Annotated in this window: 28 protein-coding genes and 1 pseudogene; 5 read left to right on the top strand and 24 right to left on the bottom strand. The window is 58.8% G+C overall.

Annotation, left to right across the window (positions count from 1 at the left end; translation table 11 throughout):
- Positions 1–57 precede the first annotated feature (57 nt).
- The 6 genes and pseudogenes from AB4P91_RS13580 to AB4P91_RS13555 all read right to left on the bottom strand — a co-directional run bounded on the left by AB4P91_RS13580 (position 58) and on the right by AB4P91_RS13555 (position 4,151).
- A complete protein-coding gene (locus tag AB4P91_RS13580) occupies positions 58–987 on the bottom strand; it encodes a hypothetical protein (RefSeq protein ID WP_150593063.1) in 930 nt (309 codons plus the stop codon).
- A 127-nt stretch (positions 988–1,114) separates the two neighbouring features.
- The gene (locus AB4P91_RS13575; protein WP_224795346.1) at positions 1,115–1,534 is read right to left on the bottom strand and encodes a hypothetical protein; all 420 of its coding nucleotides are present in this window, start codon (positions 1,532–1,534) and stop codon (positions 1,115–1,117) included.
- 78 nt (positions 1,535–1,612) lie between these two features.
- Positions 1,613–2,350: an alpha/beta hydrolase gene (locus AB4P91_RS13570; RefSeq protein WP_150596258.1), complete on the bottom strand. Its 738-nt coding sequence runs from the start codon at positions 2,348–2,350 to the stop codon at positions 1,613–1,615.
- Positions 2,351–2,355: 5 nt separating this feature from the next.
- Positions 2,356–2,851: pseudogene (locus tag AB4P91_RS13565) on the bottom strand (PAAR domain-containing protein).
- Positions 2,848–3,510 carry a hypothetical protein gene (locus AB4P91_RS13560; RefSeq protein ID WP_395602991.1) on the bottom strand — a complete coding sequence of 221 codons (663 nt, stop codon included), beginning with the start codon at positions 3,508–3,510 and terminating at the stop codon, positions 2,848–2,850. Before AB4P91_RS13560 ends, AB4P91_RS13565 begins: the two are co-directional and overlap by 4 nt.
- Before the next feature lie 158 nt (positions 3,511–3,668).
- Complete coding sequence (locus AB4P91_RS13555) at positions 3,669–4,151, bottom strand: GNAT family N-acetyltransferase (RefSeq protein WP_042562173.1); 483 nt, start codon at positions 4,149–4,151, stop codon at positions 3,669–3,671.
- A gap of 140 nt (positions 4,152–4,291) precedes the next feature.
- Between AB4P91_RS13555 and AB4P91_RS13550 the strand changes: the two genes are divergently transcribed.
- The 5 genes from AB4P91_RS13550 to AB4P91_RS13530 all read left to right on the top strand — a co-directional run bounded on the left by AB4P91_RS13550 (position 4,292) and on the right by AB4P91_RS13530 (position 7,464).
- Positions 4,292–4,945, top strand: a complete 654-nt coding sequence (locus tag AB4P91_RS13550; protein ID WP_395602990.1) for an HD domain-containing protein — start codon at positions 4,292–4,294, stop codon at positions 4,943–4,945.
- 110 nt (positions 4,946–5,055) lie between these two features.
- The gene (locus AB4P91_RS13545; RefSeq protein ID WP_395602989.1) at positions 5,056–6,252 is read left to right on the top strand and encodes an MFS transporter; all 1,197 of its coding nucleotides are present in this window, start codon (positions 5,056–5,058) and stop codon (positions 6,250–6,252) included.
- Between the two features lie 82 nt (positions 6,253–6,334).
- Positions 6,335–6,670 carry a hypothetical protein gene (locus AB4P91_RS13540; RefSeq protein ID WP_150593056.1) on the top strand — a complete coding sequence of 112 codons (336 nt, stop codon included), beginning with the start codon at positions 6,335–6,337 and terminating at the stop codon, positions 6,668–6,670.
- Positions 6,671–6,714: 44 nt separating this feature from the next.
- The gene (locus AB4P91_RS13535) at positions 6,715–6,969 is read left to right on the top strand and encodes a hypothetical protein (RefSeq protein WP_150593055.1); all 255 of its coding nucleotides are present in this window, start codon (positions 6,715–6,717) and stop codon (positions 6,967–6,969) included.
- A 114-nt stretch (positions 6,970–7,083) separates the two neighbouring features.
- Positions 7,084–7,464: a Rho termination factor N-terminal domain-containing protein gene (locus tag AB4P91_RS13530; protein ID WP_395602988.1), complete on the top strand. Its 381-nt coding sequence runs from the start codon at positions 7,084–7,086 to the stop codon at positions 7,462–7,464.
- Between the two features lie 120 nt (positions 7,465–7,584).
- Here the strand turns inward: AB4P91_RS13530 and AB4P91_RS13525 are convergent, their stop codons facing one another.
- The 18 genes from AB4P91_RS13525 to tmk all read right to left on the bottom strand — a co-directional run bounded on the left by AB4P91_RS13525 (position 7,585) and on the right by tmk (position 25,080).
- Complete coding sequence (locus AB4P91_RS13525) at positions 7,585–8,514, bottom strand: PfkB family carbohydrate kinase (RefSeq protein WP_395602987.1); 930 nt, start codon at positions 8,512–8,514, stop codon at positions 7,585–7,587.
- Positions 8,507–9,973, bottom strand: coding sequence for a purine-cytosine permease family protein (locus AB4P91_RS13520; RefSeq protein WP_395602986.1), 1,467 nt, complete (start codon positions 9,971–9,973; stop codon positions 8,507–8,509). Before AB4P91_RS13520 ends, AB4P91_RS13525 begins: the two co-directional genes overlap by 8 nt.
- A gap of 219 nt (positions 9,974–10,192) precedes the next feature.
- Complete coding sequence (locus tag AB4P91_RS13515; protein ID WP_395602985.1) at positions 10,193–11,191, bottom strand: ADP-ribosylglycohydrolase family protein; 999 nt, start codon at positions 11,189–11,191, stop codon at positions 10,193–10,195.
- Complete coding sequence (locus AB4P91_RS13510; protein WP_395602984.1) at positions 11,188–11,901, bottom strand: GntR family transcriptional regulator; 714 nt, start codon at positions 11,899–11,901, stop codon at positions 11,188–11,190. Before AB4P91_RS13510 ends, AB4P91_RS13515 begins: the two co-directional genes overlap by 4 nt.
- A 279-nt stretch (positions 11,902–12,180) precedes the next feature.
- Positions 12,181–13,149 (bottom strand): L-arabinose ABC transporter permease AraH, encoded by a 969-nt coding sequence (araH, locus tag AB4P91_RS13505; protein WP_261736494.1) that lies wholly within the window; start codon positions 13,147–13,149, stop codon positions 12,181–12,183.
- 12 nt (positions 13,150–13,161) lie between these two features.
- Positions 13,162–14,706: an L-arabinose ABC transporter ATP-binding protein AraG gene (gene araG / locus AB4P91_RS13500; RefSeq protein ID WP_395602983.1), complete on the bottom strand. Its 1,545-nt coding sequence runs from the start codon at positions 14,704–14,706 to the stop codon at positions 13,162–13,164.
- 55 nt (positions 14,707–14,761) lie between these two features.
- Positions 14,762–15,766: a substrate-binding domain-containing protein gene (locus AB4P91_RS13495; RefSeq protein WP_395602982.1), complete on the bottom strand. Its 1,005-nt coding sequence runs from the start codon at positions 15,764–15,766 to the stop codon at positions 14,762–14,764.
- A 135-nt stretch (positions 15,767–15,901) separates the two neighbouring features.
- The gene (locus AB4P91_RS13490) at positions 15,902–16,720 is read right to left on the bottom strand and encodes an SDR family oxidoreductase (protein ID WP_150593047.1); all 819 of its coding nucleotides are present in this window, start codon (positions 16,718–16,720) and stop codon (positions 15,902–15,904) included.
- 271 nt (positions 16,721–16,991) lie between these two features.
- Complete coding sequence (locus tag AB4P91_RS13485) at positions 16,992–17,867, bottom strand: SMP-30/gluconolactonase/LRE family protein (protein ID WP_395602981.1); 876 nt, start codon at positions 17,865–17,867, stop codon at positions 16,992–16,994.
- 53 nt (positions 17,868–17,920) lie between these two features.
- Positions 17,921–18,637 (bottom strand): FadR/GntR family transcriptional regulator, encoded by a 717-nt coding sequence (locus AB4P91_RS13480; RefSeq protein ID WP_042560422.1) that lies wholly within the window; start codon positions 18,635–18,637, stop codon positions 17,921–17,923.
- A 189-nt stretch (positions 18,638–18,826) separates the two neighbouring features.
- On the bottom strand, positions 18,827–19,387 hold the full coding sequence (locus AB4P91_RS13475; protein ID WP_042560423.1) for a DUF1285 domain-containing protein: 561 nt from the start codon (positions 19,385–19,387) through the stop codon (positions 18,827–18,829).
- Between the two features lie 16 nt (positions 19,388–19,403).
- Entirely contained in the window at positions 19,404–20,009 is a 606-nt protein-coding gene (locus tag AB4P91_RS13470) for a DUF4823 domain-containing protein (protein ID WP_150593043.1), read from the bottom strand.
- Positions 20,010–20,171: 162 nt separating this feature from the next.
- Complete coding sequence (locus AB4P91_RS13465) at positions 20,172–21,140, bottom strand: GTP 3',8-cyclase MoaA (RefSeq protein WP_395602980.1); 969 nt, start codon at positions 21,138–21,140, stop codon at positions 20,172–20,174.
- Positions 21,141–21,277: 137 nt separating this feature from the next.
- The gene (locus tag AB4P91_RS13460) at positions 21,278–21,916 is read right to left on the bottom strand and encodes a TetR/AcrR family transcriptional regulator (RefSeq protein WP_007908276.1); all 639 of its coding nucleotides are present in this window, start codon (positions 21,914–21,916) and stop codon (positions 21,278–21,280) included.
- Between the two features lie 341 nt (positions 21,917–22,257).
- A complete protein-coding gene (locus tag AB4P91_RS13455; protein WP_395602979.1) occupies positions 22,258–23,043 on the bottom strand; it encodes a TatD family hydrolase in 786 nt (261 codons plus the stop codon).
- Between the two features lie 14 nt (positions 23,044–23,057).
- Complete coding sequence (locus AB4P91_RS13450) at positions 23,058–23,414, bottom strand: PilZ domain-containing protein (protein ID WP_042560427.1); 357 nt, start codon at positions 23,412–23,414, stop codon at positions 23,058–23,060.
- 57 nt (positions 23,415–23,471) lie between these two features.
- On the bottom strand, positions 23,472–24,455 hold the full coding sequence (locus tag AB4P91_RS13445; protein WP_150596271.1) for a DNA polymerase III subunit delta': 984 nt from the start codon (positions 24,453–24,455) through the stop codon (positions 23,472–23,474).
- Positions 24,448–25,080 carry a dTMP kinase gene (tmk, locus tag AB4P91_RS13440; protein WP_042560429.1) on the bottom strand — a complete coding sequence of 211 codons (633 nt, stop codon included), beginning with the start codon at positions 25,078–25,080 and terminating at the stop codon, positions 24,448–24,450. Before tmk ends, AB4P91_RS13445 begins: the two co-directional genes overlap by 8 nt.
- Between the last annotated feature and the right edge of the window lie 8 nt (positions 25,081–25,088).

Here is a 25,088-nt window from a genome sequence, read left to right as displayed (position 1 = left end):
CGACGGACTATAGACCTCTCAAGCTGAAAATCTCAATATGTAATTTTGCATCCCATATTATGGGACATATTCAATCCACGGCGTCCATCGCTCTACGGGTTGCAGTTTTTTATCGAGGATGACGCGCAGTACTTCATGTTCGCTGGCTCCGACTTCATGCGTCCGCCCTTCCTGATCGGTTACACCGGGCTCCAGGCGCCCATCCCCTCTGATGATGGTGTACGCCGCCAGCGGCGCGGGAGTTTCATCTACCTCTGAAACAAGTCGTAATTTGGTCTTGTATGGCGCGAATGAAGCGAGCATGCCGGCATAGGACACGTCGCTACATAAACCGAGACTGTCGATCTGGTCATACATCGGCGACCGTTCATAGCGCCAGCGCAGAATGCAAAGGGGGGCAAAGGGCACCCACGTTCGCGGTTGATCAGAGGGTTTGAGCGTCAGGCGTGAAGGCGCCACGCGCGGGTTTTCCACGGCGGCGATAAACCGCGAGGTGGGCAAATACATGACCTTTGAGTAATACGCCACGAACGCAAACGCAGTAATCACCACTTTGCATGGAATGTATTCCTGCGGTTTGAGGAGCTGCACCAACTCAACGGGCCTGACCTCGTTATGACCATCATTGATGACATGGTTCTCGACCCGGATACTCGCAAACATTTGATAACGACGATCACCTTCGATCAATCGCATTTCACTGACAGTTCCGGCAGCTTCAAGCGCGATTTGATGTTCGACGGAAAAGTCCAGATCGCCATCCAGCGAGCACTGGATCGAGGTGCCGATCTGACCTTGTCGCCCATGCACCTTATACAAGTCGATCAGATTTCTGTCGGATGTGAAACGCAGATCGTAATAGGAAGAACTCAGGTGATCGATCGAGACAAACTCAAGCCTGGCGGGAGGGACATCCAGATGCATGCAAGCCGCACACGATAAAAAACCACCGAACAAAAGCCATTTAAAAATTCGCAAACTCAACATTCAGCCCTCTGTTCGATAACACGCTCTAGCTCGTTGCGGCCAGCCAGAGCACGAAAAGCACTATCATCAGAAACGTACATCACATTGGAAAAACCGGCATCTCTTACTACATGTTATCCAGCTATCCTCACCTGCCGAGTGCCCTTGTAAAGTCCTCTGAAGGGATGCGCATAAACTCCGAAAAGTAGGTTTTATATTTCGTTGTATTCACTCTAAACGTACATACGACAAATGAGTGCACCCTCAAGGCACCGCGCAACCTTTCGCCCTCGAGAATAAGTTCCTTGCCCTGCACGTCTCCGGTCTCTCGAAAAATAACCCGGGCGATATATTGTCCTTTCGAAGAATTCTCACTCACCTCAACGATACCGCTACCATATCGTTTCTGGTAATGACCAATAGAAAAATCCAGATCATCATCCAGGGTACAAACCAGCTCCTCGCCGATTTTAGACTGGAATAACCCTAACAGATCCGTATCACTTGAGAACCAAACGAAAAACGAACTCCCGCTCGGCGTAATTGAAACGCTTTGAAAGTCAAGCACCGCTATTTGCCTGCCATGATTCGAGGAACATGAACTGCATAGCAATATGGCGATTGCCAAAAAAATTCTATTCACAGTCTATTTCTCCCTGAGATAACCGAGTATCGAGTCCGCCAGCAATTGACGGGCCGACTTCCCACCCTCCAGTTTTTGATCAAACATAATATCCGCATCTGCGTGATTGACATCGACTCGACCACTGACATTGGGACCTGAAGTTATCTCCCACTGTTCACCAAAGTCTGCAACAGTATCCGATATGTCCCGATTCTGGATTTTCGCCGCGCGGATATTTATCCAGAACTCCGCCTTTGGCTCAGGTTTTCGCCTGTAAATGGTTGATATACCATAGACGATCTTTCCCTGGCCCACGGGGTCTATCGTGATCAACATTCTGACTTTGTAGCCCTTATCCGTTAAAACACTGGAAAGGTGTGCACCGTTCCAACCGCCCAAACTATGCCCGATGATATAAACAGGTGTCGTTTTATCAGGAGCTTCAACCAGTACATTTTTCGCCAGATCGTCATCCGTCAAGAACTTATTATAGGCCAATGCTTTCATATCGCATTTCGACAAATAGCAAAGCGCATCAGCATCAGCCACTACTTTAGTTTGAACATGGGTCACGTTCCAGTTCGGCCCGCTCATGTAGTAACTTTCCTGATCTCCAGCCCCACCGACAAATAAAATAAATACCTTCTTCATGCTGATGGCAATGATTTTGGCGCACTTATCTTCTGGCTTGGTTAATTCAACGTTTCCTACGTCTCTTTTAGCCAAAGGTTCCAGGCACGCCGTATTTTCTCCTGCCATGTCCGTCACTCAACAAATAATTTAATCGTTTCAGGTAAATGCGAACTAACGGTATGGGTATATCCCGAAGCATCCGTAATGCCATGTTCCTCACTGCCATTGCCACGCTGAATCGTGTAGGGGTGGTAGGGCACGGGTTCTCCAGTCGCGTCATTCACCACTTGCAACCTGTCCGTAAAATGCACCGGCATCGGCAACAGCCCACTAAACGCCGCCCCTCCGCCACTCTGGCCAATAATCACCGTCCCCGAACCACCGACCACGACATTGCCGTGTCCTCCGGTGCTGTCGAGCGTTGCGGCGTTCAGGCCATTGATGAAAACGGTGCCGGAGACGGCGCCGGTGATCGGACTGCCGCAGGCCGATTTATCAGTCATGCGCGCAGCGGCGAGGCCGTCGAAGAAGACGTTCGGCGAGCCGGAAACAATCGGGTTAGTGCCGTGGCACTGGCAATGGGCATGCCGTCGGATCGGTGACGCGTGCGGCGGGTTTTCCACTCAATTCAAAGCTCCTTGCTTCAGAGGTTCCGGGTGTGGCTGGTAGATGTCGACTTCGGTCGCGGCGAAGCGCCAGCGATTGTCGACGGGGTCGAACAGTGCGTGGCGGTGCTCGTGGCTTTCGGGGGATATAGCGGTTTGCAGGTGCTGCCAGGCTTCGTCGACATGCCAGGTGAGTTCATCGGGCGTGGCGTCATCGAGTTCGTTGAGCCAAGCGTTGTAGTTTCGCAGGCGATTCAGCTCGTAGCTACTTTGCAGCAACTCAGCCATTTGCGTGCCGAGGTCCAAATGATGTTCGGCCGTCCACTGGCCGATCTCGGAGTAGACGTTCCACCCCATCGGCATCAATGCGCCATCCTTGATCAGCGAATGCCCCGCCGGAGCGACGAAACCGCAACTGATGTGCAGCGTTAGCCAGCCTTGGTGCGCGTCGATGAACGTATTCGGCTCGAAGTTGCGCAACGGGATTACGTGATAATCGTGAAGGCCTGCGCTGCGAGTCATGAGTTCGGCACCCAGTCGCGAGACAAATGCGCGGATGGCTTTGCCGCCCAGGCGATTGACCATGCAGAGAATGTCTACCGGTTGGCGCTGGGGGTTGTCGGTGTAGCCCGAGTTTTTCACCAGGCCATACAGACGTATTGACGCCCGTAGTCCGCTCATCGCCAGCCACTCATTGACGCAGCGAAGGCTCCACGGGCGTGGAGAGTTGTTGCCAGAGGCATTGCAGGTGTCGTCCGTGAGCGCGCAAAAATGCGCGCGTAGAATGCCGGACTAGAGCCTTTGCGACAATCGAATAAACACTAAATAGCCATCATCGTTCACTGGCCTTCGGCGAACTCGCGCAACACCTTGCCGTCCATGCGATAGCGCACCCATTCTTCCTGCGGTTGCGCGCCGAGGGATTTGTAGAATTCGATGGCCGGGGTGTTCCAGTCGAGTACGCTCCATTCGAAGCGCCCGCAGTCGTTGGCACAGGCGATTTTCGCCAGTTGCCGCAGCAGGGTTTTGCCCGCGCCGCCGCCGCGTTGTTCAGGGGTGATGTAGAGGTCTTCGAGGTATAGGCAGTTGCTGCCGAGCCAGGTCGAATAGCTGAAGAAGAACACCGCGAAACCGATGGGCAGGCCGTCGCGCAGACAGATCAGACCATGGGCGGTCGCGCCTTCGCCGAACAGGCTGCGCTCGATGTCGGCAACGCTGGCGATGACTTCGTGGCGAGCCTTTTCGAAATCCGCGAGTTCAGTGATGAAGGCGAGGATTTGGGGTGCATCGCTGGGAGTCGCCGGGCGGATCTCGATCGTCATGGACGGGCCTTGTCGGGGGAGGAAAACGCCATAGTAAAACGCGTTGAAGCGCTCGTCATATGGCAACAACGCATTATCCTGCTCGATGTGGCAAAACATCACCGCTCCCACAGGTTCTGCATTCGCTTAAAAGGATGTTTATGAATAACTACGCCTTCGCACCACTGCCGGCGCTCGCGGCAGAACTGCTACCCCATGCTCTGGAGCCCTCGGATGACGGCGCGCACGACCTCGCACACCTGCACCGTGTGTGGCACAACGTGCGGACTTTGCAAACCGAAGAAGGTGGCGATCTGGAAGTGCTGCTCGCCGCCGTGCTGCTTCACGATTGCATAGCCGTCGAAAAGAACTCGCCACTGCGCTCGCAAGCTTCACGTCTGGCCGCGGAAAAAGCCTCGGTGGTGCTGACCGAGTTGAACTGGGCTGACGCTAAGATCGACGCCGTCGCCCACGCCATCCAGGCCCATAGTTTTTCCGCCAACATCACCCCGCTCACCCTCGAAGCGAAACTCGTCCAGGACGCCGATCGTCTCGACTCGCTGGGCATGCTCGGCGTCGCTCGCACGTTCTATGTGGCCGGACGCATGGGGGCGGCGCTCTACGACCCGCAAGATCCGGAAGCGAGGGCGCGCGACTACAACGACACACGTTTTTGCCTCGACCACTTCCAGACCAAACTGCTGCACCTCGCCGACGGTTTCCAGACTGTCGCCGGCCAGCGCCTGGCGCAGATTCGTCATCAGCGTCTGAAGGGTTTCATGGAACAGTTCAAAGAAGAGATCGGCATCGTCTGAAGCATTACTCCGGCCTGCCGCGATCCTGACTTCGCCAACCTCGCACCTAATCCCTGACCATGGCGTGGTAAACAGAGGCTGTTCACTATCCCGGGTCAAGGAACCGCGTCATGTCGCAAGCAACACCCCAAGTGTCGAGCAAGCTGTTCGGCCTGTTCTGCCTCGCCAGTTATCTGCTGTCGCTGTCCTACGGCTCGACGTTTTTGCTGGCGCTGTTGATCGGTTCTCGCGGTGGCAATGAACACGATGCGGGCAGCGTGATTTCTGCGGCGATGCTCAGTACGTTTGTCGCGGTACTGGTGTCCGGGCATTTGTCGGATCGGCTGGGGGCGGCGCGTTCGATTGCCTTGTTTGGTCTGCTGCTTGTTGCCGCAAGCCTGGGCTTTGCGATGACGCCGGGGTTTGGGCATCTCTTGCTGTTTTTCGGCTTGATGCTCGGCCTGGGCTGGGGTGTGTTTTACACGCTGGGCCCGATTATTGTGGCGAGTCTGGTGACCCCGGCGCAGCGGGCGAAGTACTTTGCCTTGCTGTCCGGCAGCATGATGACCGGTATTGGCAGCGGTCCATTGCTCGGGCGTACGGCCAGTGCGCTGGAATTGCCGGTGACCTCGGCGTTTTATCTGGCAGCGGCGGCGAGCCTGATCGGCGTGTTGTTGTTCTGGCGTCTCGGCTCGCGACTGAAAAGCACCCAAGCCACAACAGCGGCAAGTATCACTTGGCCAGCGACGACTCAGGTGCTCGGTTCCCGCGCCGTGTTTCCAATCATCATGGTGGCTCTCGGTGGCTCCGTATTCGGCGGTTTGTCGAGTTTCCAGACCAGTTACGCTGCCGCCCATTCGCTGGATTATTCGCTGTTCTTTCTCGGCTTCATGAGCGCGGCAATCAGCAGTCGCCTGTTGATCGCAGGGTTTGTGGTCAAGCGTGATCCGTTGCGGGCGTCGTGTCTGTTGTCGGGTTTGATGCTCGGCTCGATTGTGCTGTTCGCCTTCGGCGTGCACAGCGCTTTCAGCTATCTGCTGGCGGCGGTCATGCTCGGTGTCGGATACGGCCTGACCTATTCGGTGATCAACGGATTGGCGGCCAACGAAGCGCCCGTCGGCACCACTTCGCAGGCCTTGCTGCTGTTCAGCCTGGCGTACTTTATCGGCGTGTTCGGCTTTCCGCTGCTGGCCGGAAAGATCATCGTCGAACACGGAATGGCGGCGCTGCTGTACACCGTATTGGCTGTGGCGCTGATCAACTGGCTGATCACCATCGGACGCTTGCTCTGGCGACGACTTAACGTCAGCATCGCGCCAGCGATGTAGACCGTTCGTCGCTCATCAGGCACCAATCGACGACGAGGGCAGACCAACAAAGGGTATGGATTCCAATCACTGGAGAAGCCCTATGATCCCGTCAAGGTTGACCGCTTTTGTATTCAGCGCCCTGCTCTGCCCCGCGGTGTTCGCCGCCACCGCTGCAGACACCGGCCCTACCGATCCGACACCACCGCGATCCCCCGTCATCAACAGTGCTCCCGGCATCAACACCGATGGCTCTGGCGTGCCCCTGATCAACCAGCCACCGGCCACCGGTACTGACCCGCGCACGCAGGGCAGTGATCCCGGCCGCCAGGGTGGCATGAACACCCCCGATGCCCCGGCAACCCCAGACAACGCGGGCCCGGGCATCGGTTCGAAAACCACCACCGGTGGCTCCGGTTCTGAAGGATCCGGCCAGTAGTTCGCCGACGCGAGCGTCCTATTCACACCCATGAAGAGGTAACCATGAACGTCGATAAAAACCTGGAAAAAGAAGTCCTCACCCGCCTGCTGCACGCCCACCCGAGTGGACTGGGCAAGGAGGTGCTGGACAATTACCGGGGCGAAAAAGTCGTCGCCAGCGCCCTCGCCTCATTGCAGGAACGCGGTTTGATACACCATGGCCATATCACCTGCAACGAGGCTGGCGAACACTCGCTGAATTTGCCGATCAAGCTCAGTGCTGCCGGGGTTGAAGCCGCCCGAAAGCTCGATAGCTAAAAGCCGTGCAGGCGCTGTCGCAGTGCTGCGTTCTCTGATGTTAAAAATCAACAGATCGCAGCCTCTGGCAGCGCCTGCATTGAAACGCCATCTTTCGGTGCAAGGAGAAATTCCATGCCTCGTGGAAGTAAACACAAGTACACCGCCGAGCAAAAGCGCAAAGCCGCACACATTGAAGACAGCTACGAGCAAAAAGGCCTGTCGAAGGATGAAGCCGAAGCTCGAGCGTGGGCGACGGTGAACAAACAATCGGGCGGCGGGGACAAGGCCGGCGGTGCTGGACGCAAGAAGCCAGCGAAAGCCCAGGCTGAAGATCGCAAGGAGTCGTCACGGCGCGCGGTGGCCACTCGCGACGGGCATTCGCGTAACAGCAACGCGTCGCGGGATGTGCAGACCGTTGACAGCTTGATGAAAGAAGCCCGGGCGAAACAGATTCCCGGGCGTTCTTCGATGCGTAAGCAGGAGCTGATTGAAGCGCTGCGAAAAGCCAGCTAAGTGCGGTGAGGCTGATGGCCTCATCGCAGGCAAGCCAGCTCCCACAGTTTTTCTGCTGGACGCAAAATTGTGCACCCCTCTGAGCTCTGTAGGAGCTGGCTGGCCAGCGATAACGGTGGATCAGCCGCCGCTGGATTCACGGATCAGCGCGTCCACTTCAGCAGTCCCCGGCGCTGTCGCCGGCCCCCAACGGGTCACCGCCAAAGCCGCCGCCGCATTCGCTCGCCGCGCCGCTTCATAAGCAGCCAAACCCTGCGCCAGACCCGCAACAAACACCCCGGCATGCGCATCACCGGCACCATTGCTGTCCACCGCTTTGACGGCAAACCCCGGGACATGCCGACGCTCGTCACGTTGATGAATCCAGCAACCCTGCGGCCCATCGCGCACCACCATCAACACGTCTCGCGGCAGATGTTCAGCCAAACGATCCAGTGCTACACCGATGTCTTCAGCGCCGGTAAAACGCAACGCCTCGACACTGTTGCTGGTCCACACATCAATGCGCGGCAACAGCGCCTGCATCAGGGGTGAATCCGGCGATTCCACCAACGGGCCCGGATCGAACACCACGCGGATCGTGGTGGGCAATGCCAACGTCCAGTCAAGCAGAGCCTGCGCCTTACCCTCGTGCAGCAAGCTGTAACCGCTGAGATAAACATAGTCCCCGGCCTCAAAAGCCACGCTGTTCAAATCATCGACGGTCACCTCGCCCTCGGCACCGATGTAGGAAATGAAACTGCGCTCAGCCGATGCATCGGTCAGCGCCACGCACAACCCCGTGTCGCGCTCGGCAGGCTGGCTGATACCGATGTGAATCCCCTCGGCCTGCATCGCCTGCCGCGCCAGATCGCCGAAACGCCCGGTGCCATGGCGACCGAGGTAAACCACCGGCAGGCCATTGCGCACCGCCGCCGCCATCACGTTGAAACCGCCGCCGGCCTCGAACCCGGCGGACTGCGCCAGGACGTCGCCGCCAATCTGCGGCAGTTTATCCACGGCCATGACCAGGTCGATGATGACCTGGCCGGTGTGCAACATCTTAGGCATGAGCGTTCTCGACGGGGGCGGCACGGCGATCTTTCGCCCCGCCGAGGAGGAAATAGATGCCACCGGCGACCACGAACGTCACGATCCAGCCAAGGCCGTTGTGGCCCAGCCACGAGTCGGAGAGGAAACCTTTGAACCAGACATTCTCCGCGGTGGTGCCGATGGTGGTGAAGCTGAAACCGAGCACAATGGCAATCGCCCACGCCCCGAATGCGCGCCACTCGATGCCGCCGCGATACCAATAGGCGCTGCTTGGGCTGACGTCGAGCAGGTCTTGCGGGCTGTAATAGTGACGATGAATCAAGTCGACCACGAAGATCCCGACCCACGCGGTGATCGGCACCGCCAGTAAAGAAATGAAGGTGATGAACGGGCCGTAGAAACTGTCGGCGATCAGCATGAAGTAGATCGAACCGGCGAAGATCGCAACGATGTCGACCACCACGGCGTAGACGCGCTTGACCTTGAGGCCGAGCGTCAACGTGGTCAAACCGGCAGAGTACACCGACAGATTATTCGACAGCAGCAGACCACCGAACGCCGTGATCAGGTAAGGCACGGCCATCCAGGTCGGCAGCATGTCGCGGATCGCCACGATCGGGTCAGTCGCCGAGGCGAGATCGTTGTTACCCACCGACAGCAGACCGCCAAGGGTGATCAACAGCACCAGCGGAATGCCCGCGCCGAACGCTGCGGACGCGACCAGGCGCACGGCTTTGACGCTGCGATGCTGATAGCGCGACATGTCGGCGCCCGCGTTGGCCCAACCGATGCCGGTGCCCGCCGCCATGGTACCGATGCCGATGATCATTGCGCTGACCGGCGCCGGTGTGGCGTTGAACACCGCGCTCCAGTCGATGGTGGCGCAGAGGAAGCCGCCGACCAGAATGTTCAGCGCGCCGAAGACATACGTCGCCCACTTCTGGATCACCAGCAAAGTCGCATGGCCGAGGCCCGAGACCGCCAAGGTCAGCAGCACGAAAATCGCGATGAAGAGCAGCGTCAGCACGGGTGCGCTTTTCGCCTCAACCGGTGAGCCGAACAGGATCGAGCACAGCGACAGCAGCACGAATGCAGCGGTGGTGGTGTTGACGGTTTCCCAGCCCAGACGCGACATCAGCGAGACCAGTGTCGGGCCGATATTGCCGCGCACGCCGAAGATCGCCCGCGACAAGGTCAGGCTCGGCGCGCGGCCACGGCGGCCGGCAATCGAGATGATCCCGACCACCGCGAAGGAGCCGGCGGCACCGATGATCGCGACGATGATTGCCTGCCAGATCGCCAGACCGCGAAACGCGACCAGCGTGGCACCCAGCGGCAGGCCGAGAATGGAAATGTTGGCGGCGAACCAGACCCAGAACAGTTGTAGCGGATGACCGTTGCACTCGGCTTCCGGCACCGGCTCGATGCCACGGGTTTCCAGCTGCCCGGCGCTCTGCCCGGCGTTCGATGGACTCATGAAAATGCTCCTGTTTGCCTTTTTTGTGGTTGTGGCAATGATGCGAAACGACAAGACATCGCGGCCATCCTCGGCCTGTCTGCGCGATCCATTGCGGGTAAATATTCGATTAGGCGGTGCGCCTATCGCTGGCAAGCCAGCTCCCACAGGTCCAGCGTAAACCTTAAGGTGTGCACTTTCCCTGTGGGCGCTGGCTTGCCAGCGATGGCGTCAGTTCAATCAGCGCAAGGCCAAAAGCCCCTGCACCAACGGCTCAAGCTGCAGATGGTTGACGGCTTTCACCGTATTGATCATCTCGGTCGGCCAACACTCAAGCCCCAGGCAGGCCCCGAGCATGGCGCCGAGAATCGCGGCGATGGTGTCGGTGTCGCCACCGAGACTCGCCGCCATGCACAACGCATCGAACGCGCTCATTTCACCGATGGCCACCTGCTGCGCCAAGGCGAACGAAACCACCACCGATTCCTGCGACGCCACGGAAGTGCCGATCACGTCGTAGAGCAGATCGGCGAGCAATGCCTTGTCGCTGTCGACGCTGACGCTGCGCGCCCAACTGATGCGCGAAGCGATGCGCCCACCGGCCACCCAGTGACCGTGTTCTTGCGCTTGTTGCGCAATTTGTTGGCCGAGGTTCAGCGCCTCGCCCAGATCCATGCCATTGATCCCGGCCGAGACCACCGCCGCCACCGCCGCCGCGCTGGAGATCCCCAACGTGGTGTTGTGCGTGACCTGACAGGCCTGCACCACTGCGGCGATAAACGTTTCAGGATCGCTGACGTCTGCCGCGATCCCCACCGGAGTAATGCGCATGGCCGCGCCGTTGGTCGTGCCGTAGCGCCCGGACTCTTGCGGCGAATGACCGGCGAGGATCATTTCGATGGCGCGCTTGGTCGACGGGCCCAGCAGGTCCTGCGAGCCTTTGGCCTGCATCTGCGCTTCCCACTCGATCAGCCGTTGCGCCAGGATGGCCGGCTCGATATGGCCCTTGCCTTCGACCAGCAACTCACCGACCAGAATCGCCTGTTCGGTGTCGTCGGTGATCGAGCCTTTGGGCATGTTTGCGGCGATCGGTTGCAGGGGGCCTGCGTCTTGCAGATCGGTAATCTGGCCGAAGCGCGTCTTGATCGTTTCGCGGTTCAGCGATTGCGTTGGCATGCCCAGCGCATCACCGAGGGCCAGGCCATAAAACGCACCGAGGGCACGGTTGAGCGGGGTCACTTCGATTCTCCAAATTGCAGATGCAGACGGAAATGCACCGGGTCGAGCAGGCTTTCAACCTGCTCCATGAAACGGTTCTGCCGGTCGTAGGTCGTGCGCAGGGCTTTGAGAAATACCGTGCCTGGTGGGCGGCCGAGCAATTCGGCGTCTTCGGCAGTCAAGGGTTCGGCGCCGAGCCACTGATCGCCGCGCTCGCCGATGTAACCGTAGGCGGCCAGGGTGATGGTCAGGGAGTTGTCGATCAGGCCGACACGCGGCAGGCTTTCCAGGCCGCCGTTGGCCGGCATCAGCGAGCGTTCGAGGGACACCAGTGTGCCGTCGTTGGAGCGGCGACGGCGCTCGAGCAGAATGAATTGATCGGAGCCGAACACAGCCGAAAGATCGGTCCGGGTCACGGCTTCGAGGCGCAATACTTCGGTGTTGATCAACGCGCCAGTGTCCGCCAGTGCCTGAGCCCAGCCGCTGCGTTGGTCGAGGACCACACCGTCAAAGGTGACGATGGAACCGACCCCGCTTTGCGTGGCGATGTATTTGCGCCGCTTCAGTTCGGCCAGTGCTTCGCGCAACGTGCCACGGCTGACGTTGAATTCTTGAGCCAACTGATGCTCACCGGGCAACAGAAAGCCGTCCTCCATGAGGCCACTTTCGATGCGCCGGACGAGCTCGTCGACCACCCGTTGTTTCTTGTCGAATCGTACCTGTCTAATCATGTACAAAGTGATAACCGAAACGTGCGTGGGTGGGCAAGGGAAATTTAAGGAAGATGACGGAAGGCCGGAGATCACAAGCCCCTCACCCTAGCCCTCTCCCTGAGGGAGAGGGGACTGAATGCAGGATGCTCAGGAGGTGCACCGACCTGAAAGTGCTTTGCCGAATCCATAGTCGACTGTACTTATCAGGTCGATGCAGGACGCCAGACACCTCGGTCGGCTCCCTCTCCCTCTGAGAGAGGGCTGGGCGGGCGGCGTTCCGATGAGGGGCGCCTGATCTTAGCGTTGCTTGAGGCGGTCAATAACCACAGCCAACAGCAAAATCGAACCGCGAATCACGTACTGATAAAACGTATCGATGTTCTTCAGGTTCATCGCATTCTCAATGATCGCCAGAATCAACACCCCGGCAATCACATGCCGAATCATGCCGATCCCGCCACTCAGCGACACGCCGCCCAGCACACAAGCGGAAATCACTGTCAGCTCGAAACCCTGCCCGATCATCGGCTGCCCGGAGGTCATGCGCGACGCCAGAATCACACCGGCCAGCGCACCGATCACACCGTGCACGGCAAAGATGATGATCTTGGTGCGATCAACGTTGACCCCCGCCAGCAACGCCGCTTCCTGATTGCCACCGATGGCCATGGTGTTGCGCCCGTAGGTGGTGTAATTCAGCAGCCAGCCGAAAAACAGGAAGCAGACGATGGTGATCAGGATCGGCACCGGCACGCCGAACAACTGGCCATTGCCGAACACGAAGAACGACTCCTGCGACACGCCCACCGCTTTGCCGTTGGCAAAAATGTAGGCCAGGCCACGCACGATCTGCATGGTCGCAAGCGTCGTGATCAGAGCGTTGACGCGTAACTTGGCGATCACGATCCCGTTGATCAGCCCGACGATCAAGCCCATCACCAGCGCCGCACTGACGCCAAGGAATACGCTGTCGGTGTCACGCATCACCACCGCCGCCACCACCCCGGCGCAGGCAATCACCGAGCCCACCGACAAGTCGAAATGCCCCGACGCCAGGCAATACAACATGGTGCAGGCAGCAATGCCGGTGGTGGAAATCGCCAGGCCCAATCCGCGCATGTTCAGCGGCGAAAGGAAGTTATCGATCAGCAGCGTACAGGCGACAAAAATGCCTACCGCCGCCAACAGCATGACCCAGTCATCGAGGAAGCGGCGCATGTCCAAAGGTTTGCGCTCTTTCGGCAGGGTTTCGTTTTGGGTTGTCATCATAGTCACCTCTCAGTTCGCCACGCCGTCAGCGCGGTGGCGCGGCAAAGCCAGTTGCAGCAGGTTGGATTCATTGGCCTGGTCGCGGCTGACTTCGCCGCGCAGGGCGCCTTCGCACAGCACCAGGATGCGGTCGGAAATACCCATCACTTCCATCAAGTCGCTCGACACCACAATCACCGAAATACCATCAGCAGCGAGGTTATGGATGATCTGGTAGATCTCGGCTTTGGCGCCGATGTCGATGCCACGGGTCGGCTCGTCGAGCAGCAGGACTTTCATCGGCATCGACAACCAGCGACCGAGAATGGCCTTCTGCTGATTGCCGCCGGAAAGAAACTTGATCTGCTGACCGGCGTGGGGCGTTTTGACTTTCAGCGCCTTGATCTGTTTGTCGGCGTTGCCCTTCTCCCACAAACCTCGAATCAGGCAGCCAAGACCCGAATGCGCACCGCGCGCACTGATGTTGATGTTCTCGGCAACGCTGGCCAGCGGAATAATCCCTTCTTTCTTGCGATCCTCGGGGCACAGCAGAATCCCGGCGGCAATGGCATCGCGCGGTGAGCGCAGATTCAGTTCATGGCCACGCAGTTCGAGGCGTCCGGCGGTTTTGCGTTCCAGGCCACTGAGCAAGCGAAACAACTCGGTGCGCCCTGCCCCGACCAATCCGAACAAACCAAGAATCTCGCCTTTGTGCGCCTCGAAACTGATCGGTTCACGCAGGCCCGGGCCGAGCAGGCCGTTGACTTTCAGCGCCACTGCGCCGCGTGGGCGGTTGCGGTAATCGTAGATGTCCTGAATGTCGCGCCCGACCATGCAGGTCACCAGTTGATCGTGGCTCAACTGGCTCATGTCCTCGAAGGTGCGCACGTAGCGGCCGTCCTTGAACACCGTCACCGCATCGCAGATACGGAACACTTCTTCCATGCGATGGGACACGTAAAGCACGACTTTGCCCTCGTCCCGCAGACGCCCGATGATCGCCATTAATCGGTCGATCTCGCGCGCCGAAAGGCTGCTGGTTGGCTCGTCGAAGGCGATCACATGAGCGCCACGCGACAGGGCCTTGGCGATTTCCACCAGTTGCCGTTGGCCCAGCGACAAACGCCCGACTTTGGTCTGCGGGTCGATTTCATCGGCCAGGCCTTTGAGGCAATCCAGCGCTTGCTGACGCAGCGTGCCGCGATTGATCAAACCGAAACTGGCCGGCAGATGGCCGAGGAACAGGTTTTCGGCGACGCTCATTTCCGGCACCAGATGCAGTTCCTGATGGATCACCGCCACGCCGCTGCCGATGCTGTCGGCGGTCGACTTGAAGGCCATCGTCTGCTCGCCGATCTGCAACTCGCCGCTGCTCGGAATGTAAGCGCCACCGAGGATTTTCAGCAGGGTCGACTTGCCGGCGCCGTTCTCGCCCATCAAGGCGTGGACCTGGCCGGGATGGGCGACGAAGCTGATGCCGTCCAGCGCCTTCACGCCGGGAAAGGTTTTGCCGATCCCGTTGAAGCGCAGACTGCCGCCGGCGCTGTTTTCTTGTCTTTGTAATTGCGCGTGCATTTAAGCCACCTCTTCACACCGTTCAAACGGCCCGGCTGCCCGGGCCGTCGCTACGTCAGTTCCACAAGCCGATTTTTTCCAGCTCTTGCTTGAAGTTCTCGCGGGTGATCAGGGTGACGTCGTCCATGGCGGTGTATTTCGGCGGTTCTTTGCCGGTGGTGACCCACTCGTACATCATCTCGGCGGTCTTGTAGCCTTCGATGTGTGGGCTCGGCAGCATCGAACCGAAGAAGCCGCTGTTAGGCTTTTTCAGTTCGCCGATGGCGTCGGTGCCGTTGATGCCAATGCCGATCACGTTGGCCGCGGCAAACCCGGCGGCTTCTGTGGCGCGCACGCCCCCAAGCACGGTGTTGTCGTTCATGCCGCCAATGATCAGGTTCTTCGCCGCGCTCGGCAGTTTCACCAACGCCGAGTTGGTGGCGTCCATGCTGCCTGGCACATCGAGGGTTTTCAGTGCGGCGAAGAGGATGTGATCCTTCGGCATGCCGGCGTCTTCGAGGGATTTGACCGAGCCGTCCGTGCGCTTCTTGCCGGTGTCGAGTTCGTTGTAGGTGTTGACGACCGCGTAGGTGTCTTTCCAGTCCCAGTTGCGTTTTTTCGCTTCGGCAGCCATGGCGGCGCCCTGCTTCTGACCGACTTCAAACGCGGCCATGCCCAGGTACGGCACGTCCTCCATGAACTTGCCGTTGGCGTCGACAAAACGGTCGTCGACGGCAATCACCTTGAGGTCATTGAGTTTGGCTTTGGCCATGATCGCCGGGCCGAGCGACACGTCAGGCGGGCAGATCACAAAGCCTTTGGCACCGTTGGCGGCGAGGCTGTCGATGGCCGACAGGGTTTTTTCGCCATCCGGGACGGCGATCTTGATCAGTTCAAACCCCCTGTCCTTGGCGGCTTTTTCAGCGAAGACCCACTCGGTCTGGAACCACGGCTCCTCGGCCTGCTTGACCAGGAAACCGATCTTCACGGCATCGGCGGCGAGCAGCGAACTGCTCAGGCTGAACGCGGTGACCGCGAGCGCGGCACTGCACAGGGTACGAATCCCGAAACGACGTTTCATAAGCTGACTCCTTGTTATTTTTTTTGAGCAATGTTTGAAAAGCGGTAAAGCACGGTCCTGCAAAGCCTGTTGAAAATAGTCATATCGTATGATGATTGGATTTCAGGCGGATTTCTTCGCGTGGAACCCGATCGATCAGTCGTGGTACATCACCGAGCGGCCACCATCGATGGTGATGCACGACGCATTGATGAATGGCGCTTCATCGCTGGCCAGAAACACCGCCGTCATCGCCACTTCAATCGGCTGACCAATGCGTTTGGGCGGGTGCAGGTCGAGCGCGCGTTGACGCTCGGCATGCGGGTCGGCGAAGCCGTTCCAGTAATCGACGTTCAGCTGCGTTTCGATGTAGCCGGGGGCGATGGCGTTGACGCGAATACCTTTCGCTGCGTATTCGATCCCGAGTGCGCGGGTCAGTCCCAGCAACCCGTGTTTGGCCACCGGATACGGGAAACAGCCGGGAATAATGTGCGAAGAATGGGTCGAGGCAATGTTGATGATGCTGCCGATGCCCTGCTCGATCATTTGCGGCAGGACCGCTTTGCAGCCGTACCACGCGCCGTCAAGGTCGATGGCGAAGCAGCGACGCCAGTCTTCTTCGGTCATTTCCAGCGGATCGCGGAACACATTGACCCCGGCGCAGTTGACCAGCACGTCGATGCGCCCGTGCAGTTCAACAGCGCGTCTGGCCATGGCGTGCAGATCGGGCTGGCGCGACACATCAGCCTTGATCGCCTGAACGTCAAAGCCTTGCTCGCGCCAATGGGCGGCAACCTTCTCGACTTTTTCGGCCTGAATATCACTGACCAGCAGTTTGGCCTGCTGCGAAGCGAAGGCTGCGACGATGGCTTCACCGATACCCTGAGCGGCACCGGTGAGCAGCACGACCTTGTTTTTCAGACGCTCGCCCTTCGGCGGTGCGGGCACCGGCGGCAGGGAAAGAGGTTCAGCCATGGTTCAAGGACTCCTGTTCGCAAGCGCAAAAAAACCGGGCATCTGACGATGTCCGGTCTGTAGAGCGTTTAGAACTGAACAGGCAGGCGCCACTGACGGCATTGGACCGTTGCGTGGCACGGACTCCGCGTGGGAGTGCGATGGAAATTCGCTGCATCACTTCACCTGTTTTGTTCTTTTTAAGTGTGAGTGCGTGTTACTGCTGGAGCCGACTATAAACCCGACCGCCAAATAATCTCAATATATAATTTTGCATCCCATATTTTGGGATTTAGCCAGCGAAACGCGTACAGAGCTTTCCTGCAACATCAACGCGCATCGACAGCACTGCGCCGTCCAGAGGATGGTTGTGCGGGCTTTCGGCGCTGGTGATGTACAGGGTTTTCAGGTCTTCGCCGCCGAACACGCAACTCGTCGGGCGACTGATCGGCAGATCGATTTTGCGGTCGACCTTGCCATCAGGGGCCAGTCGCAACAGACAGCTGCCGCCCCAACGGGCGTTCCACACATAGCCTTCGACATCCATCGCCGAACCGTCAGGGCCGCCCTGTTCATCCGGGCCGTACCAGAGGTTGGCGACGTCGAGGTTGCCGTCGGTGTGGATGAAGTAGCTGTACAACGTGGCGTCCATGCTGTCACCGAACACCAGCCTGGTGCCGTCGTCGCTCCACAGCAGCGTGTTGGGAATCCCCAGATTGCGCAGCAATGGCGTAACGCGTTTGTCGGGATCGATACGGAACAGGGCACCGGAACGCCGTACGATCGGCAGATCTTCGCCCTGCTCGCCGATGTTGTTTTGCATGGTGCTGAGCCACAGTCGGCCTTGTGCGTCACAGCGGGCTTCGTTGGGACGATTGCCAGGTTGCGGGTCGGCGACACAGAACAGCGTCAGGCGCGGTCCCAGTCCCGGGGAGTCGAGATCGAGACGGTAGACGCCGCTGCTTAGCGTAACCAGCGCATCGCCGCTGGCGCAGGGAATGAACGCAGAAACGTGCTCGGGCATTTGCCAGATCTGCACGTTCTGGCCGATCAGGCGCAGGGCTTGTTGGCCGGCGATATCGACCCAGTACAGCGCTTGGGTCGGCGCGTCCCAGAACGGGCCTTCACCGAGTTGGGCGCGGTGCTGGGTCAGTGCGGTCCAGGTCATTTCAACTCCTTGGATCTTGTAGATTTTTTCAATGTGGGAGCGATATTGGCTATTTAGCCGGCCTTTTTGTCAGCCATGACTTTTGGGTAAAACCGTTTGATCGCAAGGTCTGCGTTGTCGATCAGGGTCATGCAGGCCCACACTCCGCGCGCAGAATCGCGAGCGGCGATGGCGTCGGCCATGTCTTTGTGGATTGGCAAGGTGCGGCGCAGTTCATCCGGATCGGCCGCCGAGACTTCGAACGATACGGCCAACAACGCCCCGAGCGCCGGGACCATTTGTTCAATGAACTGATTATGGCTGGCGGCAAGAATGCACTCGTGGAAGGCCTGATCGGCACGGTTGTAATCGCCACCGCTGTCGACCGCGCGCTCGAGGGCGTTGTAGGCCAGTTGCACGGCGTCGATCTGCTCCAGCGTCGCCCGCTCGCAGGCCCAGCGCACGGCCATGGGTTCAATGGTGCGGCGCAGGTCGAGCAAATCATCGACGAAGTTTTCCGGCAGACCATTGCGTGACAGCCAACCGACGACCTGGGGATCGAACAGGTTCCAGCGGCGCACCGGCAACACGCGGGTGCCGACCTTCGGCCCGACTTCAAGCATGCCTTTGGCGACGAGGGTTTTGATCGCTTCACGGATGACGGTGCGGCTGACGCCGAGCTGTTCGCCCAGATCAGCTTCGACCTTGATGGTCTGCCCCGGTTTTATCTGGCCAGCGGCAATCCAACTGCCCAGCCAGTCAACCGTTGATGCATGAAAGCTGCTGGACATGAACACCTCAAAGCGGATCGCGATGGGTGATCAAGCTAATGATCATACGATTGGGTGTCAAATCAGATTTTTGTGATCACACAAAAACAATGTGGGACCGAGCATGCTCGCGAATGCGATGGATCAGTCAATGCTTTGGTCGACTGATACACCGCTTTCGCGAGCAAGCTCGCTCCACAGGGATTTATGTCAGGGTTCGAGGCCGATACGGAAGAACTCGCCGCCACTCCACACACCGAGCCAGTTCTGCCCATCGATTTTTCGACTGACCGCCAGTTCGACCAATTGGTAGAACACATTGCGATGAATCAACGCTTCAAGGTTGGTGCGCACGTGTACATAAGGCGCAGGCTCTTGAGTGACCGGATCGATCTCGACCCGAATCGGATGCTCCGGCCCAGCCTCAGCGGTTTCGTCAACGTTGGTGGTAAAGCGCAGCACCTGCGCCTCACCCTCGCCTTCAACCTCGACGGCAATCGCCACAAACGGCGCGTCGTCGACCTTGATCCCGACCTTCTCGACCGGCGTAATCAAAAAATAATCATCGCCGTCGCGGCGGATGATCGTGGAGAAGAGCTTGACCATCGGCTTGCGCCCGATCGGCGTGCCCAGGTAATACCAGGTGCCGTCCCGGGCGATGCGCATGTCGATATCGCCGCAGAAGTCCGGGTTCCACAAGTGCACCGGTGGCAGGCCTTTGGTTTTGGGGATTTGTCCCAACAGGTCATTGGCTTTTTGCGGGCCACTCATGGCGTACTCCTTGAAATTACTGGTTGCCGATCCCCAACAGGCTGCGCGCGTACTGCGCCAGCGGTGGGCCGATCAGGTCTTCGGGTTTGCTGTCGTGGAACGTCAGTAAACCGCCACGACTCTTGATCCGTGCAGTATCAATCAAATACTGGGTGCTGGTCTCGATCAACATGATCTGAATCACGCCGCCGTCAATACCGAGGCGATCCACAGCCTCCTCATCCAGCCACTCATCAGAGTTACCAATGCGGTCGTCTGCCTTGGCGAAGCGCGTGTAGAGCAGGTAATGCGCACCCGCGTCACGGGCTTCACCCATTGCCTGATCGAGGCCTGCCGGCGCGCGGGCGCGGCGAACCATCGGGAAGTATTCGATAAAGCCTTTGAACGCTTCTTCAGCGACCACGTTCGGCCGCGGATACGAACCACCCGGCGGCGCAAACGCACCCTGGGCGATGTAGATAAACGAATCCGGCTGAATACGAAAGTTGTTCACGCGGCGGCTGTCGCTGTGATCCAGCAGCCCCGCGTCGCTCATCTGATAGCGAGTGCCTTCGGCCATATCGCTGACAGTCATACAGCCGCCAAGCGCCAAAATGGCCAGCAGCAAAACCAGGCTACGCATCCTTATCCTCCAGAAGCCGGTGACGGAAAACCGGCGAATGGGCGTTGAATGCAGCTTTTGCGCCAGCTCATGAACTTCGTGGAGTTATAGATCGCATTCGCGAGCAAGCTCGCTCCCACAGGGAAATGCATTCCCACTGTGGGAGCGAGCTTGCTCGCGAATTCAGCCGCCGATGATTTTCATGATGGTTGCGCCGCCGGAAAATGCCACTTCCTGCTTGTCGCCCAAGGCCTTCACCAGCAAGCGTTGTAGTGCAGGCAGTGCCTCGTGACGCGGTTTGTCGAGCAGATCGCCGACATAGTGGCGGTTGCTCGACGACAGGCACCCATGCAGCCAACCGGTCGACGACAGGCGCAGGCGTGAGCAGGTTCGGCAGAAAGGCACACTTTCATTGGCAATCACCCCAAAATGGCCCACCCCGGCAATCGCGTAACGCACAGCCGTAGCATCGACAGGGGCATCAGCTTGCGCGTACTCATAACGCTCACCGATCAGCGCCAGCAGTTGTTGAAGACTGACAAACTGTTGCAGGAAGGCATTGGAGTCTTTGGCCAGATGGCCCATGCGCATCAGCTCGATAAAGCGCAGCTCGTACCCGCGCGCCAGGCAGTAGTCGAGCAACGGCATGACCTGATCGAGATTCTGGCCGCGCAACGGCACCATGTTGACCTTGATCTTCATCCCCGCCGCTGCGGCCTTATCCATGCCGTCGAGCACGGTGGCCAGGTCGCCCCCGCGGGCAATGCTGCGGAATGCGTCGGCGTCGAGGGTGTCGAGAGAAACGTTGATCCGGCGCAGACCGGCATCCACCAGCAGCGGAAGTTTCTTGGCGAGGAGTTGACCGTTGGTGGTCAGACTGATGTCTTCCAGCCCCATCTTGCCGACGGCGGTCATGAACGATTCAAGTTTGGGGCTGACCAGCGGCTCGCCACCGGTAATGCGCAGACGCTCGATGCCAGCAGCTTCGATGAGATACGCCACGCCGCGCGCCATGGCGTCGGCCGACAGCTCATCCTGCGCAGCCACCAACCGCTTGCCGTTGGGCACGCAGTAGGTACAAGCGTAATTGCAGGCTGAGGTCAGGCTGATCCGCAAATTGCGAAAACGCCTGCCTTGACGGTCAACGATCATGATCACTCCGGCGAAAGGAATTCGAGCGGCTAAAACTTGACTCACAAATCAAGTTTTAGCAAGCCCTATGCCTGAGTATATTCCTGCGGTACTGCGCCATGTAACGAAATCATCGCGCAATAAGGCAGCTGAATGGCTCAGCTGCTCGGCGTTTCGGGGTCGCGCTTGCGCTTGTTGCCCATGCGCACGCCGATGTCCATCAGGAACTGGAAGAAACCTTCCTGATCTTCCAGCACATTGCTCCAGAACGGCGAGTGGTACAGCGCGACAGCGCCATGCACCAATGCCCAGGATGCGCAGTAGTGGAAGTACGGCGGCACGTCTTCGAGCTTGCCTTCGCTGATGCGACCCTTGATCAACAGGGTCAGGCGTTCGAAGTTCGAGGCACGGATCTTGTGCAGTTCCTCGACCATTTCCGGCACCTGGTTGCCCTTGACCACCTTCTCTTCGAGACGATCGAACAGACGGTAGCGCTGCGGATCACGCATACGGAATTCGAAGTAGGCACGGGACAGTGCTTCCTTGTCCTTGTCGACATCGGCCGAATGCAGCAGCTCGTTCAAATCGCGCTCGTAATCGAGCATCAGGCGCAGATAGATCTCGGCCTTGGACTTGAAATGTTTATAGATCGTGCCTTTGCCGATACCTACGGCATCAGCAATCATCTCGACGGTGACACTGTCTTCACCTTGGTCGAGGAACAGCTTGAGCGCGGTATCGAGAATTTCTTGCTCGCGGCGACGAAACTCACGGACCTTACGAGGTTCTTTGTGCATAAGAAAAAGGTCTGAAGGGTCAAAATTCGAAGCCGCGTATTATGCCTAACTTGCGCAAAAATGCACGGATCATCCGACCACATCTGTGTTTCTTGTTCATTTTGAGAACGTTTTGGGCGCAATGAGAACTCAACTGAAGCGAACGTATTCCAAATTTGTTTAAAAACCACGACCCGCTAACTGGACTGCACGCCAGACTGATCAATACTTCAACTGTCGGACGGCATCTCCCCCAAGTGCCGCGCCGATAAAGGTACCAACGGACCGCGTGCCTTTGTTTTACTCCTAATGGTCTTAACCCGGATTCACCCCCCAGAACCCGGGTTTTTTTTGCCTGCGATTCAGGCTTTCACATGAGCCAGCGGGAACAGCCGCTTGAAGTTTTCGCTCGTCTGCTCGGCAAAACGCTCGTAATTCTCACCACGCAGCATCGCCAGGAACTCTGCCACTTCACGCACGTACTGCGGCAGGTTCGGCTTGCCGCGATAAGGGATCGGCGCCAGGTACGGTGAATCTGTTTCAACCAGCAGACGATCCGCCGGGACTTTGCTCGCGACATCACGCAGGGCATCGGCATTGCGGAACGTGACGATGCCTGACAGGGAAATGTAATAACCCATGTCCAGCGCAGCCTTGGCCATGTCCCAATCTTCAGTGAAGCAATGCAGCACCCCCGCCTGTGGCAACGCGGCTTCACGCAGCAGGTCGAGGGTATCGGCGCGGGCGCCGCGGGTGTGGATGATCACCGGTTTGCCCGTTTGCTGCGCCGCTTGCAGGTGCAGGCGAAACGACGCCTGTTGCAGCTCGGCGGCTTCCGGCTCGTAGTGGTAATCCAGACCGGTTTCACCGATCGCCACCACTTTCGGGTGATTGAGTTCGTGCAGCAACCAGTCCAGCGCGGGGGCGCCGCCGGGTTGCACATCGAGAGGATGCACGCCAACCGAACAATCGACATCGTCGTAACGCTCGGCGAGGGCTTTGACGTCAGCGGCGTTGTCGGCGCTCACGCCGATGCACAGAAAATGCCCGACCCCGCGCTCGCGGGCCGCATCGAGTGCGGCATCCAGCGAGCCGTCATGGGCGGTGAGGTCGAGGCGATCAAGGTGACAATGGGAATCTACGAGCATAAAAATACGGCTACTTACATCGTATGAGTGGGACGGTCGGATTTGAGGGCTCCGGCCAGATGGGTTTCGATGCGACTGCGCGCGGTGTTGTCGCCGTCGTTGAACTGCACGCCGACACCGGCTGCGCGATTGCCTTGTGCGCCTTTGGGCGTAATCCAGGTGACTTTGCCGGCAACCGGGATCTTTTCCGGCTCATCCATCAAGTTCAATAGCATGAACACCTCGTCGCCCAACTTGTAGCTCTTGTTGGTCGGGATGAACAGGCCACCGTTCTTGATGAACGGCATATAAGCAGCGTAAAGCACCGACTTGTCTTTGATGGTCAGGGACAAAATGCCGTTGCGCGGGCCCGGGCTGACGGGTTCATTCATGTTGACCTCCACTGCTGATGTTCAGAGTCTAGGCGCACACCATCGTTTTTGCGGGGTTCACCGCTGGCCTGGCAGTCCCGCCCATTGCACCAGCAGCGCTTCCAGCAACAGCGCCGGATTGAGATTGGCCTTGCTCAACACTTTCTGTCGCTGCGCGAGGATCCAGTCCTGAATATCGAGCACCTTGCCTTGGGCGCTTTTCTGCGCCAGGTACTGCACCACCTTGCGCATGTCGCTCAGACCGAGTCCGGCTTCATCCTCAGTCAGTTGATAACGCAGGATCAGGCTCGACCAGTCACAGAACCAGTCAAACAGGCGCAGCATCGGGATGTTTTTCCATTCTTCGGCCAATTGCGTTGGCGATTGCTGCTGCTTGAGCAACTTCTTCACCCCTTCGACCACTTGCGCGCGCTGTTCGCGTACGCCCTGAGACTGAAGAGTGACCGCCATCAACGGCGAACCGGCGGCCAGGGTCAGCAGTTCGACACGCTCCGCTTCGGAACACTCCGGCAGGGCCTGAGCCAGCCATTGCAGGCTCATCGCTTCTCCCGGGAGCGGGCAGGCCTGTTGCACGCAACGACTCTTGACCGTCGGCAACAAACGGCTCGGCTGGTGGCTGACCAGCAACAACACCGTATTGCCGGAAGGCTCTTCAAGGCTCTTGAGCAAGGCGTTGGCGGCGTTGATATTCATCGATTCCGTGGGCTCGATCAGCACCACCTTGCGCCCGCCCAGTTGCGCGGTCTGCACCACGAAACTGACCAGTTCGCGCACCTGATCGACCTTGATCGCCTTGTCGGCCTCTTCCGGCTCGAGAATGTAATTGTCCGGGTGGCTACCGGCCTTGAGCAGCAGGCAGGATTTGCATTCACCGCAAGCCTCCGGCGTCGGGTGCTTGCACAACAGACTGGCCATCAACCGCTCGGCCAGTGCGCGTTTGCCGATCCCGGCCGGCCCATGCAGCAGATAAGCGTGAGCATGCTGGCTCCGTCCGGCCAGTTGCTGCCAGAGGCTGTCCTGCCATGGATAGGCCTCAGCCACGGCTCAGCTCCAGCAAGTTCGGAATCAGCGTATCCAGCGATTGTTGAACCTTGACCAACGGCTGACCGGCATCGATGCGCACATAGCGCGCAGGATCGGCTTCAGCACGTTTGAGGAATGCACTGCGCACCGCCTCGAAAAATGCCCGGCCTTCCAGCTCGAAACGATCCAGACGTCCACGAGCGCTGGCACGGGCCAGGCCGATTTCTACCGGCAGATCGAAAATCAACGTCAGGTCCGGGCGCAGATCACCCTGCACGAAAGCCTCCAGCGTCGCGATACGCTCCAGCGACAAACCGCGACCGCCTCCCTGATAGGCATACGTCGAATCGGTGAAGCGATCACACAGCACCACCGCACCGCGTGCCAGTGCCGGGCGAATCACCTCGGCCAGATGCTGAGCACGCGCAGCGAACACCAGCAGCAGTTCGGTATCCGGGTTCATGACTTCGTCGGCCGGGGCCAGCAGCACATCGCGAATCCGCTCTGCCAGTGGCGTGCCACCGGGTTCGCGGGTCAGCACGACTTCGACACCGGCGGCGCGCAGACGCTCGGCGAGGTATTCGCGATTGGTGCTCTTGCCGGCGCCTTCCGGGCCTTCCAGGGTGATAAACAAGCCAGTCACGGGCAGTC

Source organism: Pseudomonas sp. B21128, from assembly GCF_044218865.1.
Classification (GTDB): domain Bacteria; phylum Pseudomonadota; class Gammaproteobacteria; order Pseudomonadales; family Pseudomonadaceae; genus Aquipseudomonas; species Aquipseudomonas iridis.
The sequence above is the reverse complement of the archived record's forward strand: the minus strand, read 5'-3'. Positions and strand labels throughout refer to the sequence as shown.